This window comes from Nesterenkonia sp. F, assembly GCF_000220985.1.
GTDB lineage: Bacteria > Actinomycetota > Actinomycetes > Actinomycetales > Micrococcaceae > Nesterenkonia.
Map to the genome: position 1 here is coordinate 1 of NZ_AFRW01000094.1, position 14390 is coordinate 14390.

Genomic DNA, 14390 nt, shown 5'->3' on the forward strand with positions numbered 1-14390 from the left:
TCCGACAGCGGGACGGTGGCCTGGATGACCTTCACGCCGGCGGCGTCGTCCATCTGGCCGATCTGACCGCGCCGGGAGTTCAGGTCGCCGATGACGTCGCCCATGTACTCCTCCGGGTGTGCGGACCTCGACGGCCATCGTCGGCTCGAGCAGCACCGGCTTCGCCCGGGTGACGCCCTCCTTGAAGGCCTGGGAGCCGGCCAGCTTGAACGCCATCTCCGAGGAGTCGACGTCGTGGTACTGACCGTCGTTCAGCGTGGCCTTCACGCCGACCATCGGGTAGCCCGCGAGGACGCCCAGGCCCATCGCGTCCTGGATGCCGGTGTCGACGGACGGAATGTACTCACGCGGGATGCGACCGCCGGTCACGGCGTTGACGAACTCGTACATCTCGCCGTCGGAGGTGTCCAGCGGCTCGAAGTCGAGGATGACCTTGGCGAACTGGCCCGACCCGCCGGTCTGCTTCTTGTGGGTGTACTCCACACCCTCGGCCTTCTTGCGGATGGTCTCGCGGTAGGCCACCTGCGGCTTGCCGACGTTGGCCTCGACCTTGAACTCGCGCTTCATGCGGTCGACCAGCACGTCGAGCTGCAGCTCGCCCATGCCGCCGATCTCCGTCTGGCCGGTCTCCTCGTTGCGGTTCACCGTGAAGGTCGGGTCCTCGGCCGCGAGCTTCTGGATGGCCGTGGAGAGCTTCTCCTGGTCGTTCTTCGACTTCGGCTCGATGGCCAGGGTGATGACCGGCTCCGGGAAGGACATCGACTCGAGCACGATCGGCTCGTTCGGGTCCGCGAGCGTGTCACCGGTGGTGGTGGTCTTCAGACCGACGACCGCGTAGATGTTGCCGGCGGTGATCTCCTCCACCGGGTTCTCCTTGTTGGAGTGCATCTGGAACAGCTTGCCGATGCGCTCCTTCTTGCCGCGGGTGGTGTTGACGACCTGCGCACCGTTGGTCAGCCGGCCGGAGTAGACACGGATGTAGGTCAGCTGGCCGAAGAACGGGTGCGCGGCGACCTTGAAGGCCAGCGCGGAGAACGGCTCGTCCTTGCTGGGCTTGCGGGTCAGGACCTCGTCCTCGTCGTTCGGCGCGTGGCCCTCCATCGCGGAGATGTCCAGCGGGCTCGGCAGGTAGTCGACGACCGCGTCGAGCATCGGCTGCACGCCGCGGTTCTTGAAGGCCGAGCCGCAGAAGACCGGGTAGGCCTCGCCGCCCACGGTCAGCTTGCGGATGCCCTTGGTGAGCTCCTCGATGGTGAGCTCCTCGCCGGCGAAGTACTTCTCCATGAGCTCCTCGTCGGCCTCGGCGACCGACTCGACGAGCTCATCGCGGTACTGCTGAGCCCGCTCCTTGAGCTCCTCCGGGATCTCCCGGGTCTCGTACTCGGCACCCAGAGTCACGTCACCCTTGGCGTCGCCGGGCCACACCAGCGCCTTCATGTGGACGAGGTCCACCACGCCGACGAAGTCGGACTCGGCGCCGATCGGCAGCTGCATCACCAGCGGCTTGGCGCCCAGGCGGGACTTGATGGTGTCGACCGTGAAGTAGAAGTCGGCACCGAGCTTGTCCATCTTGTTGACGAAGCAGATGCGCGGCACGTTGTACTTGTCGGCCTGGCGCCAGACCGTCTCCGACTGCGGCTCCACGCCCTCCTTGGCGTCGAACACCGCCACCGCGCCGTCGAGCACGCGCAGCGCACGCTCCACCTCGACGGTGAAGTCGACGTGACCCGGGGTGTCGATGATGTTGATCTGGTTGTTCTCCCAGAAGCAGGTCACCGCGGCGGACGTGATCGTGATGCCGCGCTCCTTCTCCTGAGACATCCAGTCCGTCGTGGACGCACCGTCGTGGGTCTCCCCCAGCTTGTGGTTGAGGCCCGTGTAGAACAGCACACGTTCGGTGGTGGTGGTCTTACCGGCATCGATGTGCGCCATGATGCCGATGTTGCGGACCTTCTTCAGGTCACTGAGCACGTCTTGTGCCACGGTTGATCCCCTTGTCCTCTCAGGTCTCTCGATGGATGCTGCCGGTGAAGCGGTGACCCGCCGCCGACAAGCCTACGCGGCGCGCATGCGGGCGAGAAGCCTCCTGCCGGAAGCTGCCGCCGCGGCGCCGCGCGGGCCGTCGATCACCAGCGGTAGTGGGCGAAGGCCTTGTTGGACTCGGCCATCTTGTGGGTGTCCTCGCGGCGCTTGACCGCGGCACCCAGGCCGTTGGAGGCGTCCAGGATCTCGTTCATCAGCCGCTCGGTCATCGTCTTCTCACGACGGTCCTTGGAGTAGCCGACCAGCCAGCGCAGAGCCAGGGCGGTCGCACGACCGGCCTTGACCTCGACGGGCACCTGGTAGGTGGCGCCGCCGACGCGGCGGGAGCGGACCTCGAGGGCCGGACGGATGTTGTCCATGGCCTTCTTCAGCACGGTGACGGCGTCCTCGCCGGTCTTGGTCGCGACGCCGGACAGGGCGCCGTAGACGATCCGCTCGGCGGTGGACTTCTTGCCGTCGGTCAGCACCTTGTTGATCAGCTGTGTGACCAGCGGAGAGCCGTGGACGGGGTCCTGAGTGATGGGGCGCTTCGGCGCCGGTCCCTTGCGCGGCATTACTTCTTCTCCTTCTTCGCACCGTAGCGGCTGCGGGCCTGGCCGCGGCCCTTGACGCCCTGGGTGTCGAGGGCGCCGCGGACGATCTTGTACCGGACGCCGGGGAGGTCCTTCACCCGGCCGCCGCGCACGAGCACGATCGAGTGCTCCTGCAGGTTGTGTCCCTCGCCGGGAATGTAGGCGGAGACCTCGACGCCGCCGTTCAGCCGCACACGGGCGACCTTGCGGAGGGCGGAGTTCGGCTTCTTGGGCGTCGTGGTGTACACGCGGGTGCAGACGCCGCGACGCATCGGGCTGCCCTGCAGCGCAGGGGTGGTGTTCTTGGTCGGCTTGGGGGTGCGCCCCTTGCGGACCAGCTGCTGGATAGTAGGCACTATGCGATCTCCATACGTGGTTTCGGGCTTGACGGACCACGGCGGGCCGCCGTCCGGTCAGGCTGAGGGATGCTCATAGATCCCGCGGGCGATCAGTTCTTCGCACAGTCCGCGGGAGAGGCCCCTGGGCGTGCAAAAATGTGGCATTCGTCGCGCAACGACCCCGCGACCCGGACCGAGTCCCTCTGCCACACAGAAACAATCGAGTCAACGATAGCAGGCGCCGCGGTGTTCCGCCCAATCCCGGGGACCGGCACGCCCTCAGCACGGTGCGCACCCCGTCGCCGGCGACCGATCGGCGGACACGGCCGGAGCCCGGGGCCAGCGTCATGCTCGCCCCGGGCCCCGACCGGGTCACGGGGTCTCCCCCGCCGTGGGTCGACGACCGCTCAGCGGAAGTCGACCTCGGTGTTGTAGTCGTCCAGCGGGATGGCGTGGAACTCGCCCTCGCCCTCCGCGCCGGCGTAGTCGAAGCTCGTGCCGTAGAGGCTCGGGCCGCTGAACAGGCTGGCCTTGGCCTCCTCGGTGGGCTCGACCGTCGACTGGGTGTAGCGGTCCAGACCGGTGCCGGCCGGGATCAGCTTGCCGATGATCACGTTCTCCTTCAGGCCCAGCAGCGGGTCGGACTTGCCCTCCATCGCCGCCTGGGTCAGCACCCGGGTGGTCTCCTGGAAGGAGGCCGCCGAGAGCCAGGAGTCGGTGGCCAGCGAGGCCTTCGTGATGCCCATCAGCTCGTCACGGCCCGACGCGGGCTGGTTGCCGGCGGCCACGGCCTTCCGGTTCTCCGCGATGAAGCGGAACCGGTCGGTCAGCTCGCCGGGCAGCAGGCCGGTGCCTCCGGAGTCGATGACGGTGATCCGCCGCAGCATCTGCCGGACGATGACCTCCACGTGCTTGTCGTGGATGCCCACGCCCTGGGACTGGTAGACGTCCTGGACCTCGGAGACCAGGAACTTCTGCGCGGCCCGCGGGCCGAGCACCCGGAGCACCTGCTTCGGATCCACCGCACCGCCGACCAGCTGGGTGCCGACCTCGACGTGCTCGCCGTCGGAGACCAGCAGACGCGACCGGCGCAGCACCGGGTAGGCCTGCTCCTCCGAGCCGTCGTCGGGGGTCAGCACCAGGCGCAGCTGCTTCTCCGAGTCCTCCAGCCGCACGCGGCCCGAGGACTCGGCGATCGGGGCCACACCCTTCGGGGTGCGGGCCTCGAAGAGCTCCTGGATTCGCGGCAGACCCTGCGTGATGTCGTCCGCCGAGGCGATGCCGCCGGTGTGGAACGTCCGCATGGTCAGCTGCGTGCCGGGCTCACCGATGGACTGGGCGGCGATGATGCCGACGGCCTCGCCGATGTCCACCGTCTTGCCGGTGGCCAGCGAGCGGCCGTAGCACTGCGAGCAGGTGCCCACCGCCGACTCGCAGGTCAGCACCGAGCGGATCTTGACCTCGGTGATGCCGGCCTCGAAGAGCCGCTGGATGAGCACGTCGCCGACGTCGGAGCCGGCCTCGGCCAGCACGGTGCCCTCGGCGTCGGTGACGTCGACGGCCAGCGTGCGGGCGTAGGCGGAGTTCTCCACGGCCTCGTGCATCCGCAGCTCGCCGTTCTCGTCGGCGACCGCGATCGGCACCGTCAGGCCGCGCGAGGTGCCGCAGTCGGCCTCGCGGACGATGACGTCCTGCGAGACGTCGACCAGACGACGCGTCAGATAGCCGGAGTTCGCGGTCTTCAGCGCGGTGTCGGCCAGACCCTTGCGGGCGCCGTGGGTCGCGATGAAGTACTCCAGGACCGACAGGCCCTCGCGGTAGGAGGACTTGATCGGGCGCGGGATGATCTCACCCTTCGGGTTGGTCACCAGACCGCGGATTCCGGCGATCTGCCGGACCTGCAGCCAGTTGCCTCGCGCTCCGGAGGTCACCATGCGGTTGATGGTGTTCAGCCGGTCCATGCCGTCCTTCATCGCCCCGGCGACCTCCTCGGTCGCCTTGGACCAGATCTCGGCGAGCTCGGCGTGACGCTCGTCGTCGCCGATCAGACCCATGTCGAACTGCGACTGGACCTTCGTGGCCTGATCCTCGTAGGCGTCCATCAGACCCTGCTTGTCCATGTCGGAGGTGATGTCCGAGATGGCCACGGTGACGCCCGAACGAGTCGACCAGTAGAAGCCGGCGTCCTTCAGGTTGTCCAGGGTCTGGGCGGTGTCCACAGTCGGGTACCGCTCGGCGAGGTCGTTGATCAGCGAGGACAGCTGGCCCTTGTCGGCCACCGAGTCCTGCCACGGGTAGTCCCTCGGCAGCAGCTCGTTGAACTTGACCTTGCCCAGCGTGGTCTCGATCGTGGCCGGCTCGCCCTCGGTCCAGCCCTCCGGCGCGGGGACCGCCTCGGAGGGCACGAAGCCCTCGACGCGGATCTTCGCCGGAGCGTTGAGGTGAAGCTCGTTCAGGTCGAAGGCCATCTGGGCCTCGCCGACGGAGGCGAAGGCGCGGCCGGCGCCGACCTCGTCCTCACGGACCGTGGTCAGGTGGTGCAGACCGATGATCATGTCCTGCGAGGGCAGGGCCACCGGACGGCCGTCCGAGGGCTTCAGGATGTTGTTCGAGGACAGCATCAGGATGCGCGCCTCGGCCTGAGCCTCGGGGCTCAGCGGCAGGTGCACCGCCATCTGGTCGCCGTCGAAGTCGGCGTTGAAGGCGGAGCAGACCAGCGGGTGCAGCTGCAGCGCCTTGCCCTCGACCAGCTTCGGCTCGAAGCCCTGGATGCCCAGGCGGTGGAGCGTGGGCGCACGGTTCAGCAGGACCGGGTGCTCGACGATGATCTCCTCGAGCACGTCCCAGACCTGGGAGCGCTGGCGCTCCACCATCCGCTTGGCCGACTTGATGTTCTGCGCGTGGTTGAGGTCCACCAGCCGCTTCATGACGAAGGGCTTGAACAGCTCCAGCGCCATCTGCTTCGGCAGGCCGCACTCGTGCAGCTGCAGCTGCGGGCCGACGACGATGACCGAACGGCCCGAGTAGTCGACGCGCTTGCCGAGCAGGTTCTGGCGGAAGCGGCCCTGCTTGCCCTTGAGCATGTCGGACAGCGACTTCAGCGGACGGTTGCCCGGCCCGGTGACCGGACGACCGCGGCGGCCGTTGTCGAACAGCGAGTCGACGGCCTCCTGCAGCATCCGCTTCTCGTTGTTGACGATGATCTCCGGGGCGCCCAGGTCCAGCAGACGCTTCAGGCGGTTGTTGCGGTTGATCACGCGCCGGTACAGGTCGTTCAGGTCGGAGGTCGCGAAGCGGCCGCCGTCCAGCTGGACCATCGGACGGATCTCCGGCGGGATCACCGGGACGGCGTCGATGACCATGCCCTGCGGCGAGGTGCCGGTGGCCAGGAAGGCGTTGAGCACCTTCAGCCGCTTCAGCGCACGGGTCTTCCGCTGGCCCTTGCCGGTGGCGATGATCTCGCGCAGCCGCTCGGCCTCGGCGTCCATGTCGAAGGTCTCCAGGCGCTTCTGGATGGACTCGGCGCCCATGTAGCCCTCGAAGTACTGGCCGTAGCGGGCGCGCAGCTCACGGAAGAGCGCCTCGTCGCCCTCGAGGTCGGAGACCTTGAGGCTCTTGAAGCGCTCCCAGACCTGCTCGAGCTGCTCGATCTCGGCGTCGGCCCGCTTGCGGATCTGCGCCATCTGCTTGTCGGCGGTGTCCCGGGCCTTCTTCTTCTCCGCGGCCTTCGCGCCCTCGGACTCGAGACGCTCCAGGTCGTCCTCGAGGTCCTTGGCGACGGCGGCGATGTCGGCGTCCCGCTGGTCGGCCAGGTGCTTGATCTCCTGGTCGTACTCGGCCTGCAGGTTCGGCAGGTCCTCGTGGCGGCGGTCCTCGTCGACCCAGGTGATCATGTAGGCGGCGAAGTAGATGACCTTCTCGAGGTCCTTCGGGGCGAGGTCCAGCAGGTAGCCCAGCCGGGAGGGCACGCCCTTGAAGTACCAGATGTGGGTCACCGGGGCGGCGAGCTGGATGTGGCCCATCCGCTCGCGGCGGACCTTGGCGCGGGTCACCTCGACGCCGCAGCGCTCACAGATGATGCCCTTGAAGCGCACGCGCTTGTACTTGCCGCAGTAGCACTCCCAGTCGCGGGAGGGGCCGAAGATCTTCTCGCAGAAGAGCCCGTCCTTCTCCGGCTTCAGAGTGCGGTAGTTGATGGTCTCAGGCTTCTTGACCTCGCCGTGCGACCAGCTGCGGATGTCGTCTCCGGTGGCCAGCCCGATGCGCATGGTGCCGAATGAGGATTCAGTGGACATAGTCCGGTGTCTCTCTTTTCTCTCTCAAGATTCGTGACGTCTGGCGATGCATGCGTAGTCCGTCGACCTCCCCGCGTCGGCTCGCCGAGCCGACGCGGGGCGGGGTCGTGCGGGACTCAGACCTCTTCGACCGAGTTCGGCTCCGCGCGGGACAGGTCGATGCCCAGCTCCTCGGCGGCGCTGAACCCGGACTCCTCCGCGTCACGCATCTCGATCGCGCTGCCGTCCGAGGAGAGGACCTCGACGTTCAGGCAGAGCGACTGCATCTCCTTGATGAGGACCTTGAACGACTCCGGAACGCCGGGCTCCGGGATGTTCTCGCCCTTCACGATGGCCTCGTACACCTGCACTCGACCGTGGATGTCGTCCGACTTGATGGTCAGCAGCTCCTGCAGCGTGTAGGCCGAGCCGTACGCCTCCAGGGCCCAGACCTCCATCTCGCCGAAACGCTGACCGCCGAACTGCGCCTTGCCGCCCAGCGGCTGCTGGGTGATCATCGAGTACGGTCCCGTGGAGCGGGCGTGGATCTTGTCGTCCACCAGGTGGTGCAGCTTCAGGATGTACATGTAGCCGACCGAGACGCCGTCCGGGAACGGCTCGCCGGAGCGGCCGTCGTACAGCTTGGCCTTGCCGTCGCCGCCGACGAGACGCTCGCCGTCGCGGGTCGGGTTGGTGGACTCCAGCACGCCGGTGAGCTCGTCGGGCTCGGCGCCGTCGAAGACCGGGGTCGCGACCTTGGTCGGGCCGGTCTCGCGCGGCAGGTTCGGCAGCTTCTGGACCCACTCGGGCTCGCCCTCGATCGTCCAGCCCTGCTTGGCCGCCCAGCCCAGGTGCAGCTCCATGACCTGGCCGATGTTCATGCGGCCGGGGACGCCCATCGGGTTGAGCACGACGTCGACCGGAGTGCCGTCGGCCATGAAGGGCATGTCCTCGACCGGCAGGACCTTCGAGATCACACCCTTGTTGCCGTGGCGCCCGGCGAGCTTGTCGCCGTCGGTGATCTTGCGCTTCTGGGCCACGTAGACGCGGACCAGCTGGTTCACGCCCGGGGGCAGCTCGTCGCCGTTCTCGGCGTCGAAGATGCGCACGCCGATCACCGTGCCGGACTCGCCGTGCGGCACCTTCAGCGAGGTGTCGCGGACCTCGCGGGACTTCTCGCCGAAGATCGCGCGCAGCAGGCGCTCCTCCGGGGTCAGCTCGGTCTCGCCCTTCGGCGTGACGCGGCCGACCAGGATGTCGCCGGCCTCGACCTCGGCACCGATGTGGATGATCCCGCGCTCGTCCAGCTGGGAGAGCATCTCGTCGGAGACGTTCGGGATGTCCCGGGTGACCTCCTCGGCGCCCAGCTTGGTGTCGCGGGCGTCGACCTCGTGCTCCTCGATGTGGATCGAGGTCATCACGTCGTCCTGCACCAGACGCTGGGAGAGGATGATCGCGTCCTCGAAGTTGTGGCCCTCCCAGGACATGAACGCCACCAGGAGGTTCTTGCCGATCGCCAGCTCGCCGGCCTCGGTGGACGGGCCGTCGGCGATGATCGACTGGCGCTCCACCCGCTCGCCCTCGGCGACCCGGACCCGCTGGTTGTACGCGTTGCCCTGGTTCGAGCGCTCGAACTTCATGATCGGGTAGTTCGTCGTGGTCCCGTCGTCGTTCATGACGGTGACCAGGTCGGCGGCGACCTTGGTGACCACGCCCGGCTGCTCGGCGGTGACCGAGTCGCCGGCGTCGACCGCGGCGTACTTCTCCATGCCGGTGCCGACCAGCGGGGACTCCGACTCGAGCATCGGCACGGCCTGACGCTGCATGTTCGCGCCCATCAGCGCGCGGTTGGCGTCGTCATGCTCGAGGAACGGGATCATCGCGGTCGCGACGGAGACCATCTGCCGCGGCGAGACGTCCATGTAGTCGATGTCGTCGGCCGTGACCAGCACCGGCTCGCCCTCGCCGCCGCGCTGACGGCAGAGCACCTGCTCCTCGGTGAACGAGCCGTCCTCGTTCAGCGGCGCATTGGCCTGGGCGATCTGCGCGGCCAGCTCGTCGTCGGCGGTCAGGTAGTCGACCTGGTCGGTGACCTTGCCGTCGACGACCTTGCGGTACGGGGTCTCGATGAAGCCGAAGCTGTTGATCCGGCCGTAGGTCGCCAGCGAGCCGATCAGACCGATGTTCGGACCCTCGGGGGTCTCGATCGGGCACATGCGGCCGTAGTGCGACGGGTGGACGTCGCGGACCTCCATGCCGGCGCGGTCGCGGGACAGACCGCCCGGACCCAGCGCGGAGAGACGCCGCTTGTGCGTCAGTCCGGCCAGCGGGTTGTTCTGGTCCATGAACTGCGACAGCTGCGAGGTGCCGAAGAACTCCTTGATGGAGGCCACGACCGGCCGGATGTTGATCAGCGTCTGCGGCGTGATCGCCTCGACGTCCTGGGTGGTCATCCGCTCGCGGACGACGCGCTCCATGCGGGAGAGGCCGGTGCGGATCTGGTTCTCGATCAGCTCGCCGACGGCGCGGATGCGCCGGTTGCCGAAGTGGTCGATGTCGTCGACGGAGACCGGGATCTCGATCTCCTCGCCGTCCTGGACGCCCTTGAGCGTCTCGCGGCCGGCGTGCAGCGCGCAGAGGTAGTGGATCATCGCGACGATGTCCTCCTCGGTGAGCACCGAGGAGTCCGCGTCGGTGAAGTCCTTGTCCACGCCCAGCTTGCGGTTGAGCTTGTAGCGCCCCACCTTCGCCAGGTCATAGCGCTTCGGGGTGAAGTACAGCCCCTTGAGCAGACCCTCGGCGGCCTCGACCGTCGGCGGCTCGCCCGGACGCAGCTTCCGGTAGATGTCCAGCAGCGCCTCGTCCTGGGTCTCGAAGGTGTCCTTCTCCAGGGTCGCGCGCACCGAGTCGTACTCGCCGAACTCCTCGATGATCCGCGACTCGGTCCAGCCCAGCGCCTTCAGCAGCGCGGTCACCGGCTGCTTGCGCTTGCGGTCCAGACGCACGCCGACCTGGTCGCGCTTATCGATCTCCAGCTCGAACCAGGCGCCGCGGGACGGGATGACCTTCGCGGTGTAGATGTCCTTGTCGCTGGTCTTGTCCGGGCTGCGCTCGAAGTAGGCGCCCGGCGAGCGGACCAGCTGCGAGACGACGACGCGCTCGGTGCCGTTGATGATGAACGTGCCGCGGTCGGTCATCAGCGGGAAGTCGCCCATGAAGACCGTCTGCTGCTTGATCTCGCCGGTGCTGTGGTTCATGAACTCCGCCTTGACGTACAGCGGGGCGGAGTAGGTGGTGTCGCGCTCCTTGCACTCGGCGACCGGCATCTTCGGGTCGGAGAACTCCGGGTCCGAGAAGCTCAGGGACATGGTGCCCTGGAAGTCCTCGATCGGCGACATCTCCTCGAAGATGTCGGCCAGGCCGGAGGTGTCGGAGACGCCCTTGGTGCCCTTCTGGCGGGCCTCCTCCACCCGGGCGGCCCAGGCGTCGTTGCCGACGAGGCGGTCGAAGGACTCGATCTGCAGAGCCAGCAGCTCGGGGACGTCGAGGGGCTCGGAGATCTTGGCGAATGAGAGTCGGCCGGCGTATTCAGCGGTGCGGGCCGAGGCAGCGGTTTGAGAGTTTGAGGTGCTCGAGGCGACCAAGAGGGATCCTTCCACAGACCTTCGTAGCTTCCTTGGCACGCTTCCCCCGCTCCCGCCAGGGCGGTCGCAGTCGGCGCCGGCGGCTGTGCCGACGTCGTCAGGCCGCGACGGCCCGGTCATGGATGAGGAGCAAGAGACGGTGCCCACCGCTATTTGAAGGCACGCGCATAGAGGGGAGGCGCAAAAGTACAGCATAAACGACGGCGACGCATGGGCGCAACAGCCGCCCGCGGAGATCCCGCGGGTCGCCGGTCATGGAGGATGTGCATCCGCCCGGCCTCGACCGGGCGTCGTCGTCCAGGCCCGGGGCGATCCGGCGGACTCCGGGGCTCCGACGCCGCCGCCGGCCCTCGGCCAGGGTGTCCGCGGCGGAACCCGCGCAAGAGTGTAGCACCGGAGATCGGGGTCACGCACCGCCGCCGAGGACGGCGCGCCGTGGTCGCCGTCGCCCGCCGACGGCGTCGCCGGCCCGGAGACGCCGATGACGAGGCGCCGATGACGAGGCGCCGATGACGAGGCGCCGATGACGAGGCGCGCCCTCCCGCCGGACCGATCAGACGATCCGTCGCCGCTCGGCCCAGCGGGTCAGCTCGTGGCGGGAGGAGAGCTGGAGCTTGCGCAGCACCTTGGACACGTGGGTCTCCACCGTCTTGATCGACAGGAACAGGTCCGAGGCGATCTCCCGGTAGGTGTGTCCGCGGGCGATCAGCCGCATGACCTCGACCTCGCGCGCGGAGAGCAGATCCAGCTCCTCGTCCCGGACGCCGGCGGCCGCCGAGGTGCCGAAGGCGTCCAGCACGAAGCCGGCCAGCCGCGGGGAGAACACCGCGTCCCCGGCGGCGACCGTGGCGACCGCCGCGATCAGATCGTCGGCGCTGATCGTCTTGGTCACGTATCCGCGGGCGCCGGCGCGGATGACCGAGACGACGTCCTCGGCCTGGTCGGAGACGCTGATCGCCAGGAAGCGCACCTCCTCGAGCAGGTCCCGGCAGGCGAGGACGACCTCGGCCCCGCCCCCTCCGGTGCCGCCGGGCAGGTGGACGTCGAGCAGCACCACCTCGGGCCGCTGCTCGCGCACGACGGCGATCGCCGACTCGACGTCGTGGGCCTCGCCGAGCACCTCCACCCGTCCCTGCAGCTCGGCGCGCAGGCCGGCCCGGAAGATGGCATGGTCGTCGACGATCACCACGCGCCGCGATCGGGCCGCGGGCGCGGCCTGCGTCGCACTCGTCGTCTCCTCGTTCATGACGGTTCTCCTCCCCGTGTGCGCTCCCGGGGCTCCCCGAGATGGTCCTCGCCTCCGCCGTCGTCCGTCTCGGCGGTGCCGTCGTCCCGCTCCTCGGCGCCGTGCTCGACGGGCATGGTCAGTTCGACCTCGGTGCCCCGCTCCCCCGAGCGGATCCTCGCCTCGCCGCCGCCGCGGCGCATCCGGCCGATGATCGACTCCCGCACGCCCATCCGGTCCTCGCCGACGGCGTCGACGTCGAAGCCCGACCCCCGGTCGCGGATGAACACCGCGTCGACCGCGGCGTCGGACTCGACATAGACCGACGCCGGCCCCGCGTGCGTGAGCGCGTTGACCATCGCCTCGCGCGCCGCGGCGACCAGCACCCGGTGGTCGCCGGCCCGCGACTCGCCCACCGCGACGACGTCGACGGCCGCCCCGTGCAGCTCCTCCAGCTCCGCGCCGACGGCGATGAGCTGGTCCTTCAGCGTGCCGGGATCGGCGGCGTCGCGACGGTAGAGCCAGCCGCGCAGCTGCCGCTCCTGACGCCGGGCCAGGTGCTCGACCGCGGCCGGGTCGCCGCGCTGCTTCCGGATCATCGCCAGCGTCTGCAGCACCGAGTCGTGCAGATGGGCGGCGATGTCGGCACGCTCGGCCTCGGCGGCGGCCCGGGCGCGCTCGGCGGCCATCGTGCGGTACATCCGCAGCAGCCAGGGAGCGACGACCAGCACGACGCCGGCCAGCAGCATCAGAGCCACCATCAGGCCGACGAGCAGGTCGCCGGCGGGCACGAAGCCTCCGGCGAGGACCAGCAGGGCGACGACCACCAGACCGGCGCCGGCGGCGACCTGCCAGAGCGCCTCGCGGCGCCCGCCGCCGCGCCCGGTGCGGTCCATCTGCGACCAGGCCAGCAGCACCCCGACGACGATGACCGCCGGCGGTCCGACGAGCCGCCAGTTCAGCGGCACGCCGACCAGCGTGAGCGCGAGGAGCCCGGCGGCGCCGAGCAGCAGTCCGCCGGCCAGCACCTCCGGCGAGCTGGTCAAGCTGTCCAGCGCGGCGCGCACCCTATCGGCGGGGTTCTCCGGGCCGCGGGAGGCCGAGCCTCCGCGGTCGTCGCCGGACTCGCCTCGGTCGGCCGCATCCGCCGCGGCGCCGCCGCGAGCGGCCGCAGCGTCGACGGCCGGACCGCTGAGGCCGCGCTCGCCGGCCGTGCCGGCCGGCTCGTCCTCGGCCGGGACGAAGATCCACAGCCAGCAGTAGAGGAGCACGCCGAGTCCGCCCGCGATGGCCAGGCCGATCATCACCGCGCGCACCACCGGGGCCGAGACCTGCAGGTGCCGAGCGATCCCGAGGCACACCCCGGCCACGGGAGTGCCGGCCGCCCGGCGCAGCAGCGGGCGAGGTGCGGGGTCGGTCATGGCTCCATCCTGTCACGCACGCCCGCCCCCGAGCCGACTGATCCCCGGAATCCCGGGGATCCGAGGGGCGACTCAGGGTCGGGTCAGGGCGATCCCGGATGGTACAAGGCGCGACGCCGGAGGATGCTGGGGGTATGGATTCCACCGCTCGACCCGATGAGGACGCTCGGCGGGAGCCGGGCCGGCCCCCCGAGCCCGAGGCAGGACGGCGGCTGTTCGACCGGCTCCGCGCCACCGGCCTGCAGCGCCCCGAGGAGGGCTGGATCGGCGGCGTGATGGCCCTGGTGGCCCAGCGGCTGCGCTGGGACCCGACGCTGGTGCGCGGCGTCGGCGTCGTCGCCGCGCTGCTCTTCTTCTCGCCGATGATCCTGCTCTACGGCCTCGCCTGGATCCTGCTGCCGGACCACCGGGAGCGGATCCCGGCCCAGCGGGCGATCCGCGGCGACGTCACCGGTGGATTCGTCGTCGGCGCGCTGCTGACGGTGCTCGGCGCGCTGAACGTCGTCACGCCGCTGAATCTGGCCGGCCCCTTCGCGGTGCTGGCCAACGTGGTGATCATCGCGGTGGTCGTCGGACTCGTGGTGACCACGACCCGCGGACGCCGGGGCCGGCAGGGCCGCCGGCGCGACGACGCCGGGGGCTCGGCGGAACCCTCGGCCGGTCCCTCGGCGCATCCCGGGGGCGGCGACGCGGCGGGAGAAGCCCGGGCCGGGCGCGCGCCCTCCACCCGTGAGGACGGCCGCCCGGCATGGTTCCCGAAGGACTCCGCCCCCTCGACCGGCGCGGCCGCGGGGACGTCGGCCGAGCCGCCCGCGTCCGCCACGGCCGCAGCGGCGGCCGACGGCGGGGCCCGGGCCGGGGGCCGCCACGAGG

The 14390-nt window shown here is 69.7% G+C and carries 7 protein-coding genes and 1 pseudogene; 1 reads left to right on the top strand and 7 read right to left on the bottom strand.

Translation table 11 applies throughout. The features are described from left to right. From fusA to GU5_RS14700, 7 genes and pseudogenes are all read right to left on the bottom strand, one after another. A pseudogene (gene fusA / locus GU5_RS15925) lies at nucleotides 1-1983 on the bottom strand (elongation factor G); the annotation flags it as partial. A 143-nt stretch (nucleotides 1984-2126) separates the two neighbouring features. Next, on the bottom strand, nucleotides 2127-2597 hold the full coding sequence (gene rpsG, locus GU5_RS0107785) for a 30S ribosomal protein S7 (protein WP_010525021.1): 471 nt from the start codon (nucleotides 2595-2597) through the stop codon (nucleotides 2127-2129). Further along, the gene (rpsL, locus tag GU5_RS0107790; RefSeq protein ID WP_010525022.1) at nucleotides 2597-2971 is read right to left on the bottom strand and encodes a 30S ribosomal protein S12; all 375 of its coding nucleotides are present in this window, start codon (nucleotides 2969-2971) and stop codon (nucleotides 2597-2599) included. Before rpsL ends, rpsG begins: the two co-directional genes overlap by 1 nt. 389 nt (nucleotides 2972-3360) lie before the next feature. After that, nucleotides 3361-7248 carry a DNA-directed RNA polymerase subunit beta' gene (locus GU5_RS0107795; RefSeq protein ID WP_010525023.1) on the bottom strand — a complete coding sequence of 1296 codons (3888 nt, stop codon included), beginning with the start codon at nucleotides 7246-7248 and terminating at the stop codon, nucleotides 3361-3363. 116 nt (nucleotides 7249-7364) lie between these two features. After that, nucleotides 7365-10871 (bottom strand): DNA-directed RNA polymerase subunit beta, encoded by a 3507-nt coding sequence (locus tag GU5_RS0107800; protein ID WP_010525024.1) that lies wholly within the window; start codon nucleotides 10869-10871, stop codon nucleotides 7365-7367. Between the two features lie 553 nt (nucleotides 10872-11424). Continuing rightward, nucleotides 11425-12117, bottom strand: a complete 693-nt coding sequence (locus GU5_RS0107805; protein WP_010525025.1) for a response regulator transcription factor — start codon at nucleotides 12115-12117, stop codon at nucleotides 11425-11427. Further along, the gene (locus tag GU5_RS14700) at nucleotides 12114-13517 is read right to left on the bottom strand and encodes an ATP-binding protein (RefSeq protein WP_010525026.1); all 1404 of its coding nucleotides are present in this window, start codon (nucleotides 13515-13517) and stop codon (nucleotides 12114-12116) included. Before GU5_RS14700 ends, GU5_RS0107805 begins: the two co-directional genes overlap by 4 nt. A 134-nt stretch (nucleotides 13518-13651) precedes the next feature. Here GU5_RS14700 and GU5_RS0107815 point away from each other — a divergent pair. Further along, nucleotides 13652-14390, top strand: a 739-nt coding sequence (locus tag GU5_RS0107815) for a PspC domain-containing protein (RefSeq protein WP_010525027.1), incomplete at its 3' end; no start/stop codon positions are given.

Bases quoted from the DNA above. Each gene is read 5' to 3' on its own strand.
- rpsG (WP_010525021.1), bottom strand. From the start codon at position 2,597: ATGCCGCGCAAGGGACCGGCGCCGAAGCGCCCCATCACTCAGGACCCC.
- GU5_RS0107795 (WP_010525023.1), bottom strand. From the start codon at position 7,248: ATGTCCACTGAATCCTCATTCGGCACCATGCGCATCGGGCTGGCCACC.
- GU5_RS0107805 (WP_010525025.1), bottom strand. From the start codon at position 12,117: ATGAACGAGGAGACGACGAGTGCGACGCAGGCCGCGCCCGCGGCCCGA.
- GU5_RS14700 (WP_010525026.1), bottom strand. From the start codon at position 13,517: ATGACCGACCCCGCACCTCGCCCGCTGCTGCGCCGGGCGGCCGGCACT.